The following is an 18,105-nucleotide window of genomic DNA, read 5'->3' on the forward strand; positions in this document are numbered from 1 at the left end:
GGTGATCCGATGTCTCATGGTTCAGCAGTGAGGTCGGTTCAGTTCGTTCGGGAGACGCGCCGCTAAGGCCGTTGCAGCGGATGGAAGCCCTCCATCCGTATGGCGCTCGGGAGGTATTCTCCTCCAATCAACGGCGCCGCAACAGCTGAAAGTGGTCCGCATGGTCTCCCGGGCTGGAGCTCTCCGGCCGCTGACCATGTCGGAGGTCACCGGGTGCCAGAGATGGCCCCGGTGGCCTCTTTCATTTCTAGATCAGGTAAACCACGAGATAACGCGCGACCAAGGCTGCCATCACCCCGATACTCGCTCTCTGGCCCCGCACCAGCATCGCCGCGACCATCAGCGCGATCAGCACCACGGTAAGCGCCAGCGACAGTGGTCGTTTCAGCGCCGGCGCCAGTTCCGGCACGCTCGCATAATAGCCCAGCTGGCAGAACAGCAACGCCAGCATCGTCCCCAGCACGATCCGGCGCACGCGAAAGAAATGCGTGTCGAGCTCGGCATGCGCCGCCGGTTCGCGCGGAAAGACGAGATGTGCAGCAAGATAATAGGCGCTGGCGAACACGGTGATCGCCATCAGCGAATGCCCGGATACACCCACCACGTTGCGAGTCACCCAGGCGGCCTGCCAGAATGACAGGAGATCGAGCAGCACGAAGATTCCGAGCAAGGGTGTCAACCAGCCGATCCGCAACCTGATGCCGGGGCGCAGCCAAGCCTCGATCGCCCGGGAAAGGCCGCCGAGTATCTCGACGATCGACAGGCCGAGCAGCAGCCCGAACAATGCGAAGATGAATTCGAACTCGCTCATGGTTTTTCCCCCGCCGCCCTCTATCCATTCCACTTATGCCCTGTCGAGCGAAAGGCCCGCCCACCATGTCCGACCGCATCCTCGTCCTCTATGGTTCCTACCGCCGTGATCGGATGGGCATCCGTCTCGCCCGCTGGCTGACCAAACAACTGAACGAACGCGGCTGTGACGCCGAACTGATCGACGCCCAGGCGGTCGGGCTGCCGATGCTCGACCGGATGTATAAGGAATATGTCGAGGGCGAGGCACCCGAAGCGATGGAGGCGCTGGCGCGCAAGATCGTCGCCGCTGATGGATTCCTGTTCGTCACCGGCGAGTATAACTGGGGCATGCAGCCGGGGCTCAAGAACCTCACCGACCATTTCCTCGAAGAATGGTTCTGGCGCCCCGCCGCGATTGCGAGCTACTCGGCCGGGCGGCTGGCGGGCGCGCGCAGCAATTCGATGTGGCATCCGACGCTCAGCGAGATGGGGATGGTCGTCACCTCCTCGACGCTCACGGTGGGCCAGATCGGCAAGGCGCTCAACGCCGACGATCGGCCGCAGGGCGAGGGCGGTGCCGCGCTGGAGCGCGCCTTCCCGCGCTTTGCCGACGATCTGCTATGGTGGGTCGAGGCCGCGAAGGCGCAGCGGGCGCGTCGCGACCCGCCCTATTGATCCGGGCTCAGGCGACCAGCCAGATCAGCCCGGCGACCAGCGCGACCGGAAGGGCAAGCAGCACCAGCAACGTCGCCACCACCGCCCATGCCCGGGTCGACCCGAACCCGGCCTGCGCACAGCGGAAGACGACCTGGATCAGCCCGACAAAGCCCGTTTCCCGCATCACTCGTTCACCAACGTCTTGAGCCGATACAGCGTGTCGAGCGCCTCGCGCGGACTCATCGCATCGATGTCAAGCGATGCCAGCTCAGCACGCAGGGCATCGACCGGCTCCTCCGGCGTAGCCTCGATCGCCGCGAAGAGCGGGAGGTCGTCCAGCCCCGCCGCGATGCCGCCAGTCTTCTCGCGTCCCGATTCCAGCTTGGTCAGAACCGCCTTGGCCCGCGCAATGGTAATCGGCGGAAGGCCCGCGAGGCGTGCGACGGCAAGGCCGTAGCTGCGATCCGCTGGTCCTTCCGCCACTTCGTGCAGCAGGACCAGGTCACCCTTCCACTCGCGCGCCCGCACGTGATGAAGCGACAGTGCATCGCACCGCTCGGCGAGGCGGGTCAGCTCGTGGTAATGCGTCGCGAACAGGCAGCGGCAGCGATTATCCTCATGGATCGCCTCCACCACGGCCCAGGCGATGGCGAGGCCGTCATAGGTGGACGTACCGCGGCCAACTTCGTCGAGGATAACGAAACTGCGCTGCGTCGCCTGCGCCAGGATCGCCGCGGTCTCGACCATCTCGACCATGAAGGTCGATCGCCCGCGAGCCAGATTGTCGGACGCGCCGACGCGACTGAATAGTCGGTCAACCAGCCCCAGCTTCGCCCGCGTCGCGGGGACATAGGCGCCAGCCTGCGCCAGCACCGCGATCAGCGCATTCTGGCGCAGGAAGGTCGACTTGCCGCCCATGTTCGGCCCGGTGACGAGCCACAGTCGATTGCTTTCGGACAGGACGCAATCGTTCGCGACGAAGCGCTCGCCGCTTCTCGCGAGCGCAGTCTCGACCACCGGATGGCGGCCGCCCTCGATTTCGAAGCACGGGTGGTCGACGAGGGCCGGACGCGTCCACCCACCTTCTGCCGCGCGCTCCGCCAGTCCCGCCGCGACGTCCAACCGGGCAAGCGCGTCGGCGGTGGCGGCGATCGCCTCGCGCCGGTCCAGCGCGGCAGCAGTGAGATCCTCAAGATGCGCGGCCTCGGCCGCCAGCGCATGCGCACCGGACTGGGTCACTTTCAGCGCGATTTCGTGCAGTTCGGGCGCGTTGAAGCGGACGACGCCCGCGAGCGTCTGGCGATGGGTGAAGCCGCTCTCGGGCCGCATCAGGTCGTCCGCGTGCTTGGCCGCGACCTCGATATGATAGCCGAGCACGCCATTATGCTTGATCTTGAGCGCGCCTACACCCGTGCGCGAACGATACTCGGCTTCCAGCGCTGCGATCGCCCGCCGCCCGCCGGCCCCGGCGTCGCGCAGGTCGTCGAGCGCGGCGTCATAGCCCTCGGCGATATAGCCGCCATGCGCCGCGTCGATCGGCGGGGAGGGGACCAGTGCGCGCTGGAGCAGGTCGATCAGCGACCCATGCCCGCGCAGCTGCGGGATCAATTCGCTCAGCAGCGTTGGTGGGGATGATATCCGGTCCAGCCGCTCGCCGAGCCGCCATGCCCCGTCCATCCCGTCGCGTAGCTGACCCAGGTCGCGCGGTGATCCCCGGCCCGCAGCGATGCGGCCGAGCGCGCGACCGATATCGGGCAGGGCGCGCAGCACGCCGCGAAGTTCCTCGCGCAGGCCCGGATCGTCATGGAAATGCTGCACCAGATCGAGTCGCGCATCGATCGCATCGCGCTCCATCAGCGGCGCGGCGATATCCTGTCCCAGCAACCGCGCGCCAGCGCCGGTCACGGTACGGTCGACCGCGTCGAGCAGGCTGCCCTTGCGCGTCCCCGACTGGCTTTGCGTCAACTCCAGACTCTCGCGCGTCGCCGCGTCGATTGCCATGCAGGCGTCCGATCGCGCGATGCGTGGCGGGCGCAGAAAGGGAAGCGTTCCCTTTGCAGTATGCGCGAGATAGGCGAGCAGCCCACCGGCGGCCGAGAGCGCCGCGCGGCTGAACGATCCGAAGCCGTCGAGCGTGGATACCCCGAATTGCTGCTTCAGCCGCGTCTCGCCCCGCGCGCTGTCGAACTCGCTGCGCGGCCGCGTGGTAGTTGCCAGTATCGCTACCTCGCTACCCTCGGCGGTAACGACCTCGGCAGGGTTCAGCCGCGCGATCGCCGCGCCCAACGCGTCGGCCCCGCACTCCAGCAACTCGAACCGGCCGGTCGAGATATCGGCGGCGGCAACCGCGACCTCTCCGCCCGCTTCGCCGACCGCGACGCACCAGTTGGCGGCACGGCTATCGAGCAGCGCCTCTTCCGTCAGCGTGCCCGCAGTAACGACCCGGATAATCGCGCGCGCGACGAGCGCCTTCGATCCGCCGCGCTTCTTCGCCTGTTCGGGGGTTTCGGTCTGCTCGGCGATGGCGACGCGATGCCCCGCCTTGATCAACCGCGCCAGATAACCCTCCGCGGAATGCGCGGGCACGCCGCACATCGGGATTTTCTCTCCGGCATGTTCGCCGCGTGCGGTCAGCGCAATATCCAGCACTGCGCTCGCGACCTTTGCGTCGTCGAAGAACAGTTCGAAGAAGTCGCCCATGCGGTAGAAGAGCAGGCAGTCCTGCGCATCCGCCTTGAGGGCGAGATACTGCGCCATCATCGGGGTAGGAGCGGCGTCGGCCATGGCCGCCGGGTAGCCCAGCATCCCGCACGCGACAATGGGCCGCGCCGCTCCCTCCACTGAATCGTGTGGATGACCGGATTGTGCGGGAAGTTGCACAGTTCATGGAGAACAGTGCAGCCGCGACGCTGAGGCAGGGTTGCATTCCCCACCGTCAAGGCGCGTTGCAAATTGAGCGCGCTCGCCCCTAAAGGGGGTGACCCGGGAGAGAAGAATGTCCGAAGAAGCCAATATCCAGTTTTCCGAGCGCGAGGCGCTGCTGTTCCACTCGGAAGGACGGCCCGGCAAGATCGAGATCGTCGCCTCGAAACCGCTGACGACCCAGCGCGACCTCGCGCTCGCCTATTCGCCGGGCGTCGCGGTGCCGGTGCAGGCGATCGCCGACGATCCGGCTACCGCGTACGACTATACTGCCAAGGGCAATCTGGTCGCGGTCATCTCGAACGGCACCGCCATTTTGGGTATGGGCAATCTTGGGGCTTTGGCCTCCAAACCCGTGATGGAGGGCAAGGCGGTGCTCTTCAAGCGCTTTGCCGATGTGGATTCGATCGATCTCGAGGTGAAGACGGAGGATGTCGACGCGTTCATCAACTGTGTCGAACTGCTCGAGCCCAGCTTCGGCGGAATCAACCTGGAAGACATCAAGGCGCCCGAATGCTTCATCATTGAGCAGACGCTGCGCGAGCGGATGAACATCCCCGTCTTTCATGACGACCAGCACGGCACCGCGATCATCACCGCCGCCGGCCTCATCAACGCCTGCCTGCTGACCGGCCGCAGCCTCGCCGACATCAAGGTGGTGGTGAACGGCGCGGGCGCCGCGGCGATCGCCTGCACCGAGCTGATCAAGGCGATGGGCGTGCGGCATGACAATGTGCTGATGTGCGACCGCAAGGGCGTCATCACCCCGGACCGCGAGGGCGTGAACCAGTGGCAGTCGGCACATGCCGTCGCGACCGATCGCACCACGCTGACCGAGGCTCTGGTCGGTGCCGACGTGTTTCTGGGTCTCTCCGCCGCCGGGGCGCTCAAGCCCGAGATGGTGAAGGATATGGCGGCCGCGCCGATCATCTTTGCCATGGCCAATCCCGAACCCGAAATTCGCCCCGAATTGGCCAAGGCCGCGCGTCCCGACGCGATCATCGCGACCGGCCGGTCCGATTATCCCAACCAGGTCAACAACGTGCTCGGCTTCCCGTTCATTTTCCGCGGCGCGCTCGACGTGCGCGCGACCGCGGTGAACGAGGAGATGAAGATCGCCGCGGCGCAGGCCATCGCCGAACTGGCCCGCGAGCAGGTGCCTGAGGAAGTGGCGCTCGCTTATGGCAAGGCGCACAGCTTCGGCCCCGAATACATCATCCCGGCGCCGTTCGACCCACGCCTAATGGAGGTTGTGTCGATGGCCGTCGCGAAGGCGGCGATGGACTCGGGCGTCGCGACCAAGCCGATTCTCGACATGGCTAGCTATCGCCACACGCTGCGCGGCCGTCTCAATCCGACCACGTCGGTGCTGACGCTCGCCTATGAGGGCGCGCGCGCGCATCCCAAGCGGGTGATCTTCGCCGAGGGCGAGGAAGAAGTCGTGCTGCGCGCCGCGATCGCATTCCGCGATGGTGGGTACGGCACGCCGGTGCTGGTTGGCCGCGACGATGTGCCTGAGCGGCTGCGCGCGCTCGGCGTCAGCGATCCCGACAGCTTCGAACTGCACAACAGCCGCAATTCGCCGCTCGTCCCGGCGATGGTCGACTTCCTCTACCAGCGGCTGCAAAGGCGCGGATACCTGCGCCGCGACTGCGAGCGGATGGTGAACCAGGATCGCAACATCTTCGGCTCGCTGCTGCTTCAGTTGGGCGAGGGCGATGTGATGATCACCGGTACCACCCGCACCTATGCGCAAACGATGCGCGAGGTGCGTCGCGTCATCGACGTGGCGGAGGGGCGGACCGCGTTCGGCGTGCATATCATGGTCGGCCAGAGCCATACCGTCTTTATCGCCGACACCACCGTGAACGAGCGCCCGAACGCCGAGGAACTTGCGGATATTGCGGAGCAGACTGCACAGGTCGCCCGGCGCATGGGCCATGAGCCGCGCGTCGCGTTCCTGAGCTACTCGACCTTCGGCAATCCCAAGGGCGCGTATCTCGAGAATATCCGCGACGCGGTAAAGGTGCTCGACAAGCGTGGCGTCGGCTTCGAATATGAAGGCGAGATGGCACCCGACGTGGCACTCAACCCGCGTCAGCTCGCGAATTATCCTTTCGCCCGCCTGTCCGGCCCGGCCAACATCCTGATCATGCCGGGCCTGCAGTCCGCGCATATCTCCGCCAAGCTGTTGCGCGAACTGGGGGGCGATGCGATGATCGGCCCAATGCTGGTCGGGATGGAAAAGCCGGTTCAGGTCGCACCGATGACCAGCAGCGCCGGCGACCTGGTGACGCTGGCGGTGCTCGCCGCGGGAGGAATCGCGCGCTAAGCGGAAGTGCATGAGGCGATCCGACGCCAGGATCGCGCCAACAAAAGGGGCTGTTCGGATGCTGAAGCGGTCGGGTCGCGGCGATTGGACGATTCTGGCGGCGGTCCTGCTGACGGCCACGATGGGCTGGTCGGTAGTGGCGCGCAGCACGCCGCCGCCGGTGACACAGGCCGTCGATCTGACCGACCAGGTGCCCGCAGGCGCCACGATCGGCGACTATGTCGGCGAGGACATGATGGTCCCGATGCGCGACGGCGTGAAGCTGCACGTGCAGGTCTGGCGGCCGAAGACGATGGACACGCCCTTGCCCATCCTGCTGAGCCGATCGCCCTATGGCTTCGGCAAGGCGCAGGTCACCAACATGTTGACCGCATCCTACAAGGAGCTGGCGGACGATCAGTTCATCTTCGTCCTGCAGGACATCCGCGGGCGCCTCGGCTCCGAAGGGACCTTCGTCAATCTGCGACCCAGCAATCCGGATCCGCGTGGCGTCGATGAGTCCACCGACACTTATGACTCCATCGACTGGCTGGTGAAGAACCTGCGCGCGAACAACGGCAAGGCCGGGGTGATCGGCGTCTCCTATGGTGGCTGGACCGCGGCGCAGGCGACGATCCGGCCGCACCCCGCGCTGAAGGCGGTTTCGTCACAGGCGTCGCCTAACGACATGTTCATCGGCGACGATTTCCTGCACAATGGCGCGTTCCGGCTGGACTATGCGTGGAGCTGGGTGAGCGCGCTGGAAACCGACGGCCGGACGATGAAGCGGTTCGATTTCGGCGGCGAGAAGGATGCCTTTGCCTGGTATCTGAAGCAGCAGGATCTGGCCACCCTGGACCAGCAGCATCTGGGATCGAGCATGCCCAGCTGGCAGAATTTCGTGAAGCACCCGAGCTATGACGCCTATTGGAAGGCGCAGCGGACCACGAACAACATGCCCCCCAAGGTGGCCACGCCCAACCTGATCGTCGCCGGATGGTATGATCAGGAGGATTTCTACGGCCCGCTCTCGATCTATGAGGAGCAGGAGAAGGGCGACGCCAAGGGGCTGAATTATCTTGTCGTTGGCCCCTGGAACCATGGCGGCTGGCGGGGTGCGGGCAAAGCCTACGGACCGTTCGATCTCGGCGATGCGACCGGCAACTGGTTTCGTAAGGAGGTCGAGCTTCCCTGGTTCCGCTTCTGGCTCAAGGGGCAGGGGACGCTGAACCAGCCCGAAGCGCTGATCTTCCAGACCGGCAGCAATCGCTGGCAGCGGCTCGACAATTGGCCAGCGCGGCGCAGCACGACCATGCGTAACCTGTATCTGCGCGCTGGCGGGAAGCTGTCGTTCGAGGGGCCGCGATGGGGCGAGGCGGCCGCGGACAGCTTCGTGTCCGATCCCGCCGACCCGGTGCCGTATCGTGATCGCGCGGTGATCAAGCCGTTCATGGCGGAAGGGTCGACCTGGTCGACCTGGCTGGCCGATGACCAGGCGCCGTTCGCCCGGCGCAAGGACGTGCTGTTCTGGCAAAGCGATCCACTGACGCAGGACGTCACGATATCCGGCGATGTCGCCGCGACGCTGTTCGCCAGCACCACCGGATCGGATGCCGACTGGGTGGTGAAGCTGGTCGATATCTATCCGACCGGGGAGCGCGTGCCGGCAGAGCTGCGCGGGCGGCAGCGGATGATCGCCAACGACGTGTTCCGCGGTCGCTTTCGCAAGAGCTACGCGCGACCCGAGCCGATCAGGCCGAACGCGGTGCTGGACTATCGCATCGACCTGCATTCGGCGTCGCACCGGTTCCAGAAGGGGCACCGGATCGGGGTGCAGGTACAGAGCAGCTGGTTCCCGCTGATCGGCCGCAACCCGCAGACCTATGTCCCGAACATCCTGCGCGCCAAGGCCACGGATTTCCGCAAGCAGACGCACCGCATCTATCACCGGCCGGGTCAGGCATCGGCAATCACGGTGGCGGTCGTTCAATAGCGACTGGTTGGGCGGGGCGACGGAACGGGTCGCGCCGCGCGCGCGTCACTCGGACAGGAAGACGACGCCCGGTATCGCGACTCCGCGCGCCGGATCGCCGAGCCGCCCGTCGGGCAGGATGCGCAGGACCGCGATATTGCCCGACCGCTCGTTGGCGACCAGCAGCTCGCCGCGCTGCTCGCGCAACAGGAACAGGCGGGGCCAGTGGCCGCCGCAGCCGACATGCTGCAGGAGGGTGAGCCCGCCGTCGCGAGCGATCGCGAAGACGGCGATGCTGTCATGACCGCGATTGGACAGGTACAGCCGCGTGCCCGCGCGATTGACCGCGATGTGCGCGGCCGATGACGCGCCTTCGAAACCGGCGGGCAGGGTGGAGAGCGTCGCACCTTCGATGAAGCTTCCGTCGCGGTCCGCGTGCAGGACCGTAACCGTGTTGGCGAGTTCGGCCAGCAGATAGGCCATAGGCAGCGTCGGATGCCAGGCGAGGTGGCGCGGGCCGGAGCCCGGCTGCGCATGATAGGCGGTCGCGGTGCCCATGACACGCCCGGTCATTGCATCGACCCGGTGCGCGAAGATCGCATCGGCGCCGAGATCGACCGCGTGCAGCAACGGTTCGCCGGACGCGAAGCCGACCCAATGGGCGTGGGGTGCGGCCTGCCTTCGCGGGTCAGGGCCGCTGCCGCTATGCGCCACGCTCTGGGCTTCGCCGATCGGGAGCCCGGTGTCGCGGTCGATCCGCCACAGCGCTATGCTGCCGCTGGAGTAGTTGGCGACGGCAAGGATGCGTCCGTCGGGGCTGAGCGCGGCATGGCATGGGTCGGCTCCGCGCGTGGAAAAGCTACCGCGCAACGCCAACGATCCGTCGTATACGCCGAGTGCGCCATCCGCCTGCTCGTCCAGCAGATAGCGGGTGCGGCGGTCCGGCGACATTACCCCGAACGAGGCATTGCGGATTGCCGCCGCCGGCGCTCCGGCCTTCCAGCCATTGGCGGTCGCGGTCATTGGCACCAATCCCGGTCCGCCGCGGCTGGCATAGGTGCCGGCGATCAGCCGATCGCGTCGCGGCGCGAATGCTTCAGCGGGAGCGGCGGCGAGGGCGATGGACGCGCCGAACAAGCTGCGGCGGGACATTGCAAAAGGCAAGGCGGGCATGGCTGTGGTCAAAGCCGTGCCCGCGCGCCGCGTCAATGTGCTTCTGAACGCGTGAGGGCGTTCAGGCGTCGATGCTGGTGCCGAGCGACGCGTTGACGAGGCCGCCGTCCACGACCAGCGTGTCCCCGACGACATAGTCGCTCGCGCGGCTGGCGAGGAAGATCGCGGCGCCGGCCATGTCTTCCGGCGTGCCGACGCGGCGCATCGGGATGCGCTTGGCCACCTCGTCACCATGGTCGCGGGCGGCGCGGTTCATTTCGCTGGCGAACGCGCCCGGGGCGAGGCTGGTGACGATGATGCCGTCGCGGATTAGCCGCGCCGCCATGCGCTTGGTCAGGTAGATCAGCGCCGCCTTCGACGCGTGATAGCTGTAGGTTTCCCAGGGGTTGAGCCGCAGCCCGTCGATCGAGGTGATGTTGATCACCTTGGACGGCGCGTCGAAGCTTGCGCGCGCTTTGAGCAGATCGTGCAGCGCCTGGGTCAGGAAGAAAGGTGACTTGACGTTGAGGTCCATCACCTTGTCCCAGCCGCTCTCGGGGAATTCGGTGAATTCGACCCCCCAGGCGGCGCCGGCATTGTTGACGAGGATGTCGAGTTGCGGCTCGCGCTCCGCCAGCGCAGTGGCGAGCGCCTTGCACCCGTCGACCGTCGAGACGTCCATCGGGATGGGCACGCAGTTCGGCCCCAGTTCGGCGGCGGTCTCCTCGCATGCCGGGGCCTTGCGCGACGAGATATAGACCTTTGCGCCCTGGGCGATGAAGCCCGCGGCGATCATCTTGCCGATGCCGCGGCTGCCGCCGGTGACGAGCGCGACCTTGCCGGTCAGGTCGAAGAATTTGCTGGTATCCATCATGTCTCCCTCTCCCCCTCGAAGAGAGGGCCGGGGAGAGGGGCAGTCTCTCCAGTCCGGCCCTTTGCTTCGACAAACTGCCCCTCTCCCAACCCTCTCCTCTCAAGGGGAGAGGGCTAATAGCTATCCCGCGCGCTTGAGCGTTTCGCGCGCGATGATCAGCTTCTGGATCTCGCTGGTGCCTTCGTAGATGCGAAACAGGCGGACGTCGCGATAGAGCCGCTCGATGCCGTAATCGGCGATATAGCCCGCGCCGCCGAAGATCTGCACCGCGCGGTCGGCGACGCGGCCGACCATCTCGGTCGCGAACAGCTTGGCCGCCGCGCTTTCCATCACCACGTCCTTGCCGGCATCTTTGGCGGCTGCGGTCTCCAGGACGAGTGCGCGGGCGGCGAGGCATTCAGTCTTGCTGTCGGCGATCATCGCCTGGATCAACTGGTGCTCGGCGATGGCTTTTCCGAACTGCTTGCGCTCGCTCGCATAGGCGACACAGTCGGCGATCAGTCGCTCGGCGACGCCGACGCTGACCGCGCTGATGTGCAGCCGACCGCGGTCGAGCACGCGCATCGCGATCTTGAAGCCTTCGCCCTCTTCGCCGAGGCGGTTGGCGACCGGGACGGGGACGTCGTCAAAATTGACGTCGGCGACCTTTGCGCCCTTCTGCCCCATTTTCTTCTCGGGCTCGCCGATGCTCACGCCGGGCAGGTCGCGCGGGACCAGGAAGGCGGAGACGCCGCGCGCGCCGGGTTCGTCGCCAGTCCGTGCCATGACGGTGAACAGCGATGCCTTGTCGGCATTGGTAATGTAGCGCTTGGTTCCCGACAGGCGGTAGACGTCGCCATCTCGGACTGCGCGGGTCTTCACCGCGCCGCTGTCGCTGCCCACATCGGGTTCGGTTAGCGCGAAGCTGGTGACGATCTCTCCGCTGGCGATCTTCGGTAGCCACTCCGCCTTCTGCTCGGTCGTCCCGGCCATGACCAGGCCCTGGCTGCCGATCCCGACATTGGTGCCGAAGGTGGAGCGGAAGGCGGGGGTGGTGCGCCCGAGTTCGAGCGCGACCCGGCATTCCTCTACCATCGTCAGGCCCAGCCCGCCAAACTCCTCGGCGATCGACAGACCGAACAGGCCCATCGCCTTCATCTCGTCGACGACATGCTGCGGGATCGCGTCGGCCTCTTCGACCTCGGCCTCCAGCGGCCGCAGCCGTTCGGCAACGAAGCGGCGTACCATGTCGATCAATGCGTCGAATGTTTCAGCGTCGAGGCTCATAACCGGCGATCCTGCTCCATACCCTATTTTCGAATCGGGGGATTAGCAGCGGGCATTGGCAGACGCAAATACCCGCCGGAGCCGGTCCGGCGGGTATCGTTCCTCCCCAGGAAAGCGGGACGCTTCAGCCGAGGCGGCCGAGGCGGTGATAGAGGTTGGCGAACTGGACCGAGCGGGGGTCGTCGGCAATCCTGCGGGTATAGTCGGCGACCGCTTCCTTGAGCAGGGCGAAGTCGGCGGTCGAAAAGACCGGGCGGGCCGTCGCGGGTTCGGGGGTCTTCATGGGCCTTCTCCTGTAAAGTCTTGTGCATTCTGTATGACTCTCAAATGGCGATGCTGACAATTTCGATCGGGTGTCAGGCGGGTCATGGTGTTGTTCATGGGTGACAGGCCGGTGGATGGTATGTAAATAATTCACACGGTGGAATTGAAGTGAACATAGCAGGAACGGGGGCTGTAGGACATGGCGGAGCGCAAGCTGTTTGCTGGACATGCGGTGCGGCGGCTGCGGCGCGGTCAGGGGCTGACCCAGGCGGCGATGGCCGAGATGCTGGGCATTTCGGCGAGCTATCTCAATCTGGTCGAGCGCAACCAGCGCCCGCTCTCGGCGACGCTGATGCTGGCGCTCGCGGAGACGTTCGACTTCGATCCGCGTTCGCTTTCCGCGGGCGAGCCGGGCGGGGGCGAGGAGCCGATGCGGCGGCGGCTGGCCGATCCGCTGTTCGCCGACATCGAGATCGATCGGACCGAGCTGACCGAATGGCTGGCCGGTGCGCCGGGTGGGGCCGAGGCCTTCGCGCGCGCCTATGACCGGATCGGGGCGGGGGGCGTGGTCGCGCCGGGCGAGGGCGAGGACCCGGGTACGGCGGTGCGGCGTGAGGTCGAGCGCTGGCGCAACCATTTCGCCGATCTCGACGCGGCCGCCGAAGCGCTGGCCGACGAACTGCGTATCGCGTCGAGCGACCTGTTCGGGGCGATGGCCGAGCGGTTGCGCGTCAAGCATCAGCTGGCGATCCGGATATTGCCGATCGAGGTGTTGTCGGGCCTGCGCGTGCGGATCGACCTGCATGCGCGGCAGCTGCAACTGTCGGAAGCGCTCGACCCGCCGAGCCGGGTGTTCGCGCTGGCGCGGCAGCTGGCGGGCGAGGCGCGCAGCGAGATCGATGCGCTGGTGCGCGGCGCGGGCTTTGCCGATCGCGTCGCCGAACGGCTGTATCGCCGCCATCTGACGGGGTATTTCGCCGCGGCGGTGATGATGCCCTATGCCCGCTTCCTGCGTGCGTGCGAGGCGACCGGCTACGATCTCGAGCTGCTCCGCCGCCGCTTCGGCGCGAGCGCCGAGCAGGTCGCGCACCGCCTGACCACGCTTCAGCGCGTCGGCGCGCGCGGACTGCCCTTCTTCATGCTGCGCGTCGACCGTGCGGGACAGGTGTCGAAACGCTTTGCCGGGGCGAGCGGGTCGCCGCTGGTCGAAAGCGCCGTGCCATGCCCGTTGCTCGACGCCTATGCGGCGTTCGCGCGCCCCGACGAACGGATCGTTCAGCTGGTCGAGCTGGAGGACGAGTCGCGCTGGTTCACCAGTTCGCGCTGCGTCGCCCCGCCGGGCGGGTGGGCCGGGGCGGTGCGCGCGCGGTTCGTGGTCACGCTGGGACTTGCAGCCCAGGCGGCGACGGGGCTGGCGGCGGCGCGCGGCCTGGATTTTGCCGGGGAAGCGGTACCGGTGGGGCTCGGTTGCCGCGCCTGCACGCGCGAATGTCCTCAGCGAAGCGCGGCGCCGACGGGGCGCGCGATGCTAGTCAACGAACGCGAGGCCGGGGTGTCGCCATTCGGTTTCGCGGGGGACTGACCCGCCAGGTCACATGCGGAAACCGAGCGTTTCTTCGCATTTGCAACATCGGCTGACACACTTTTGCGACAAATTGGTTGGAATGGTTGATGTTCCCCCCGGTTGGTGTAGCGCGTTCTGTTCATGAGAATGATTCCTGTCTTGGCGGTTGCGGCCGCGATGCTTGCTTCCTGTGGCGGCGGCGATGCCGCGCCGAAAAAGGGGCGTGAGGCGCCGCTGGTCACGCTGGCGCCGGTCCAATCGACGCGCTTCGTCGAACGGATCGACGCGGTTGGCACCGCACGTGCGAACGAGCAGGTGACGCTGACCGCTCCGGTCACCGAGCGTATCCTGCGGCTCAACTTCGAAGACGGCGCCTATGTCAGCAAGGGGCAGGTCGTCGCGGTGCTGGCGCAGGGGCAGGAAAGCGCCCAGCTGGCCCAGGCCAATGCGCGCGCCCGCGAGGCACGCCAGCAGCTCGACCGGCTCGAGCAGTTGCGCGAGCGCGGTTTCGCCACGCGCAGCGCAGTCGATGCGCAACAGGCGCTCGCCAGCCAGGCGAGCGGGCAGGCAGCCGAGGCAAAGGCGTCGATCGGTGACCGCGTCGTGCGTGCGCCGTTCGGCGGTTGGGTGTCGCTACGCAACATCTCCGCCGGCGCGGTGGTCAGCGCCGGGACCGAGATCGCTACCGTCAGCGATGTCAGCCGCATCAAGCTCGACTTCGCGGTGCCCGAGACGATGCTGAGCCAGATCAAGCCCGGTCAGACGATCGTGGCGACCGCGGCCGCCTATCCCGACCAGCCGTTCCGCGGCACCATCGCGACGATCGATCCGGTGCTAAACCCGCAGACGCGCGCGGTGACCGTGCGCGCGGTGCTGGCCAATGGCGACCGCAAGCTCAAGCCCGGCATGCTGCTGACCGTCGCGATCGAAGCGCAGGCGCGCACGTCGCCGTCCGTTCCGGAACTGGCGGTGGTCGGCGAAGGCGAGCGCAGCTTCGTGTTCATCGCCGAGAACGGCAAGGCCAAGCGCGTCCAAGTGCGCACCGGCCTGCGCCAGAACGGGCGGGTCGAGATCGTCGAGGGGCTCAACCCCGGGGCGCGGGTCGTCACCGAAGGCGTGGTCAAGATCGCCGATGGGCAACAGATTCGTACCGGCGGATCGGGCAATGCGGCACCGAAGGCGGCCGCCAAGAGCGCCGACAAGGCGGGCTGATGCAGCTTTCGGATATTTCCGTCCGCCGGCCCGTCTTCGCGGCGGTGATGGCGATCCTGCTGACGATCGTCGGCGTGGTCGGCTTTCTCAGCCTGTCGGTGCGCGAATATCCCGATACGGACCCGCCGATCGTGTCGGTCGGGACCGCCTATACCGGCGCCGCGGCGAGCGTGATCGAGGCGCGGATCACCCAGCCGATCGAAGAGGCGCTGGCGGGGATCGAGGGCATCCAGACGATCACTTCGCGATCGCGCGACGGGACGTCCGACATCTCGATCGAATTCCGGCCGGGCCGCGACATCGACGCCGCCGCGAACGACGTGCGCGACCGTGTGGGCAGCGTGGTCGAAGACCTGCCCGAAGAGGCGCTGGCGCCCGAGGTGCGGAAGGTCGATGCCGACGCCTCGCCGATCCTGTTCCTCGTCATCTCGCGTCCCGGCTGGTCCAACCTCCAGCTGTCCGACTATGTCGACCGCAATCTGGTCGATCGGTTCAGCACGATCGACGGCGTGGCGCGCGTGTTCATCGGTGGCGATTCACGACCGTCGATGCGGGTGTGGCTCGACGCGACCAAGCTCGCCGCGTTCCAACTGACCCCGGCCGATGTCGAGGCCGCGCTGCGTACCCAGAATGTCGAGCTTCCCGCCGGACGTCTCGAATCGCAGCAGCAGAACCGTACGTTGCGTGTCGACCGGCCGTTCGCCAGCCCCGAAAGCTTCCGCAACCTGGTGGTCGGACGCGGTGCCGACGGCTATCTGGTACGGCTGGGAGATGTCGCGCGGGTCGAGACCGGCGCGGAGAATCCGTACAATTCCTTCCGCACCAATGGCGAGTCGGGCGTGGCGCTCGGTATCGTTCGCCAATCGGGCGCCAACACACTAGAGGTCGCGGCGCGCGCCAAGCAGGTCGCCGCCGAGATGGCGGACCAGCTGCCCGACGGCATGACGATCGAGGTGGGATCGGACGATTCGCAGTTCATCGACCGTGCGATCGAGAAGGTGTGGCACACGCTGGCTGAGGCGGCGGTGCTGGTGGTGCTGGTGATCTTCCTGTTTCTGGGCTCGTGGCGCGCGACGCTGATCCCGGCGGTGACTGTGCCGATCTGCCTGCTCGGTGCGTTCGCCGTGCTGTGGCTGGCGGGCTTCTCGATCAACCTGCTGACGCTGCTGGCGCTGGTGCTGGCGATCGGGCTGGTGGTGGACGATGCGATCGTCGTGCTCGAAAATGTCTATCACCGGATCGAGGAGGGCGAGACGCCTCTGGTCGCCGCGTTCCAGGGGACGCGCCAGGTCGGCTTTGCGGTCCTGTCGACGACGATGGTGGTATGCGCGGTGTTCGTGCCGATCTGCTTCCTTGCGGGGCAGACGGGTCTGCTGTTCCGCGAGCTCGCCGTCGCGATGATCGGGGCGATCGCCTTTTCGGGATTTCTCGCGCTAAGCCTTACCCCGATGCTGTGTTCGAAGATGCTGCGCAAGCAGGAGCGCGGACGCTTTACCGGCTGGGTGGACGACCGCTTCCAGAAGCTGGAGGGGTTTTACGCCCGCTGGCTGAGCAAGGCGATCGACAAGCCGTTGATCCCGCTGATCGGGGTGCTGTTGTTCCTCACCGCGGCGGGCGCGAGCTTCGCGACGCTACAGGCCGAACTGGTCCCGCCCGAGGATCAGGGCATCGCGCAGGTCACGATCAGCGCGCCCGAGGGTACGAGCTACGCGCAGATGGAGCGCTATATCGCGTCGACCGAGGCCAAGCTGCTCCCGATCCTGGACGAAGGCGTCGTGCGCACGATCATCACGCGTGCGCCGGGCAATTTCGGCGGTGGCGACGATTTCAACAGCGGGTTGTTCATCTTCTTCCTCAAGCCCTGGGAAGAGCGCGAGAAGACGACCCAGGACGTCGCCGCACAGGTCAACCGCATCCTGGCCGACGAACCTGCGGTACGCGGCAACGCGCAGGTCCGCTCGGCACTGTCGCGCGGGCGTGGCCAGCCGGTCAACTTCGTCCTGGCGGGGCCGACCTATGAGGGGCTGGTCGCCGCGCGCGACCGCATCCTGGCGGCGGCGGCGCAGAATCCGGGGATCATCAACCTCGATTCCGACTACAAGGAAACCAAGCCGCAGCTGCGCATCGATGTCGATACCACGCGGGCCGGCGATCTCGGCGTATCGGTCAACGATGTGAGCCAGGCGCTGCAGACGCTCCTGGGGTCGCGTCGCGTGTCTACCTATGTCGATCGCGGGGAGGAATATCGCGTGATCGTGCAGGCGGAGGATGACGGACGCTCGACGCTCGCCAACCTCGCCCAGATCCATGTCCGCGCGCGCGACGGATCGCTGATCCCGCTGTCGAACCTCGTGACGACGCGCGAGGCGTCGGGGCCGCGCGACCTCGGCCGCTACAACAAGCTGCGCGCGATCACGCTGTCGGGCGGCATCGCGCCGGGCTATTCGCTGGGCGAGGCGCTGACCTTCCTCGAGCAGCAGGCGGCGCAGGCGCCCGAAGTGGTCGCGGTTGGCTATCGCGGCGAGAGTCAGGCGTTCAAGGAAACCGGCGGATCGATCCTGCTGGTGTTCGGGCTGACGATCCTCGTAGTCTATCTGATCCTGGCCGCGCAGTTCGAGAGTTTCGTCCATCCGGGCGTGATCATCATGACCGTGCCGCTCGCGGTGGCGGGCGGATTGCTCGGCCTGTTCTTCTTCGGGAAGACGCTCAACCTCTACAGCCAGATCGGCATCGTCATGCTGGTGGGGCTTGCCGCGAAGAACGGCATCCTGATCGTCGAGTTCGCCAACCAGCTGCGCGACGAGGGCAAGAGTATCGCCGAGGCGATCCGCATCGCTTCGTCCCGCCGCCTTCGCGCGATCCTGATGACGTCGATCGCGACTGCGGCGGGTGCGGTGCCGCTGATGCTGGCGAGCGGGGCGGGGGCCGGCGCACGATCGGCGATCGGCGTGGTGATCGTGTTCGGCGTGCTGCTCGCGACGCTGATCACCTTGTTCCTGATCCCGATCCTGTATAGCAGGCTTGCCAAGTGGACCGGTTCGCCCCAAGCGGTGAGCCGTGAACTCGAAGCGGCGATGGGGGCGCCGCAGCCGGCGGAATAGCCGGTTCAAACGACTGGG

General features: G+C 66.7%; 13 protein-coding genes. 6 read left to right on the forward strand and 7 right to left on the reverse strand.

Translation table 11 applies throughout. From position 1 onward, the window contains the following. Positions 1-247: 247 nt before the first annotated feature. On the reverse strand, positions 248-811 hold the full coding sequence (locus ABS767_RS11865) for a hypothetical protein (protein WP_408078552.1): 564 nt from the start codon (positions 809-811) through the stop codon (positions 248-250). Between the two features lie 65 nt (positions 812-876). Between ABS767_RS11865 and ABS767_RS11870 the strand changes: the two genes are divergently transcribed. Beyond that, entirely contained in the window at positions 877-1,467 is a 591-nt protein-coding gene (locus tag ABS767_RS11870) for an NADPH-dependent FMN reductase (RefSeq protein WP_408078553.1), read from the forward strand. A 7-nt stretch (positions 1,468-1,474) separates the two neighbouring features. Here ABS767_RS11870 and ABS767_RS11875 read toward each other — a convergent pair whose 3' ends face one another. Together ABS767_RS11875 and mutS are read right to left on the reverse strand one after the other, a co-directional pair. Continuing rightward, entirely contained in the window at positions 1,475-1,636 is a 162-nt protein-coding gene (locus ABS767_RS11875; RefSeq protein ID WP_408078554.1) for a hypothetical protein, read from the reverse strand. Beyond that, on the reverse strand, positions 1,633-4,209 hold the full coding sequence (gene mutS, locus ABS767_RS11880; protein WP_408078708.1) for a DNA mismatch repair protein MutS: 2,577 nt from the start codon (positions 4,207-4,209) through the stop codon (positions 1,633-1,635). The genes ABS767_RS11875 and mutS overlap by 4 nt, the downstream gene beginning before the upstream one ends. A gap of 235 nt (positions 4,210-4,444) precedes the next feature. Here mutS and ABS767_RS11885 point away from each other — a divergent pair, with 235 nt between their 5' ends. Together ABS767_RS11885 and ABS767_RS11890 are read left to right on the forward strand one after the other, a co-directional pair. Next, on the forward strand, positions 4,445-6,703 hold the full coding sequence (locus ABS767_RS11885; protein ID WP_408078555.1) for an NADP-dependent malic enzyme: 2,259 nt from the start codon (positions 4,445-4,447) through the stop codon (positions 6,701-6,703). A gap of 58 nt (positions 6,704-6,761) precedes the next feature. Further along, complete coding sequence (locus tag ABS767_RS11890) at positions 6,762-8,675, forward strand: CocE/NonD family hydrolase (protein WP_408078556.1); 1,914 nt, start codon at positions 6,762-6,764, stop codon at positions 8,673-8,675. Positions 8,676-8,720: 45 nt separating this feature from the next. Here ABS767_RS11890 and ABS767_RS11895 read toward each other — a convergent pair whose 3' ends face one another. The 4 genes from ABS767_RS11895 to ABS767_RS11910 form a co-directional block, all read right to left on the reverse strand. Further along, positions 8,721-9,806, reverse strand: a complete 1,086-nt coding sequence (locus ABS767_RS11895) for a lactonase family protein (protein ID WP_408078557.1) — start codon at positions 9,804-9,806, stop codon at positions 8,721-8,723. An 82-nt stretch (positions 9,807-9,888) separates the two neighbouring features. Next, complete coding sequence (locus ABS767_RS11900) at positions 9,889-10,677, reverse strand: SDR family oxidoreductase (RefSeq protein WP_408078558.1); 789 nt, start codon at positions 10,675-10,677, stop codon at positions 9,889-9,891. A gap of 123 nt (positions 10,678-10,800) precedes the next feature. Continuing rightward, a complete protein-coding gene (locus ABS767_RS11905) occupies positions 10,801-11,946 on the reverse strand; it encodes an acyl-CoA dehydrogenase family protein (protein WP_408078559.1) in 1,146 nt (381 codons plus the stop codon). Between the two features lie 124 nt (positions 11,947-12,070). Beyond that, the gene (locus tag ABS767_RS11910; protein WP_408078560.1) at positions 12,071-12,229 is read right to left on the reverse strand and encodes a hypothetical protein; all 159 of its coding nucleotides are present in this window, start codon (positions 12,227-12,229) and stop codon (positions 12,071-12,073) included. Between the two features lie 180 nt (positions 12,230-12,409). Between ABS767_RS11910 and ABS767_RS11915 the strand changes: the two genes are divergently transcribed. The 3 genes from ABS767_RS11915 (at position 12,410) to ABS767_RS11925 (ending at position 18,087) form a co-directional block, all read left to right on the forward strand. Then, entirely contained in the window at positions 12,410-13,792 is a 1,383-nt protein-coding gene (locus ABS767_RS11915) for a helix-turn-helix domain-containing protein (protein ID WP_408078561.1), read from the forward strand. A gap of 159 nt (positions 13,793-13,951) precedes the next feature. After that, positions 13,952-14,986: an efflux RND transporter periplasmic adaptor subunit gene (locus tag ABS767_RS11920; RefSeq protein ID WP_408078562.1), complete on the forward strand. Its 1,035-nt coding sequence runs from the start codon at positions 13,952-13,954 to the stop codon at positions 14,984-14,986. Next, the gene (locus ABS767_RS11925; RefSeq protein WP_408078563.1) at positions 14,986-18,087 is read left to right on the forward strand and encodes an efflux RND transporter permease subunit; all 3,102 of its coding nucleotides are present in this window, start codon (positions 14,986-14,988) and stop codon (positions 18,085-18,087) included. Before ABS767_RS11920 ends, ABS767_RS11925 begins: the two co-directional genes overlap by 1 nt. Positions 18,088-18,105 lie beyond the last annotated feature (18 nt).

This window comes from Sphingomonas plantiphila (genome assembly GCF_046000505.1).
In the GTDB taxonomy this organism is placed as follows: domain Bacteria; phylum Pseudomonadota; class Alphaproteobacteria; order Sphingomonadales; family Sphingomonadaceae; genus Sphingomonas; species Sphingomonas plantiphila.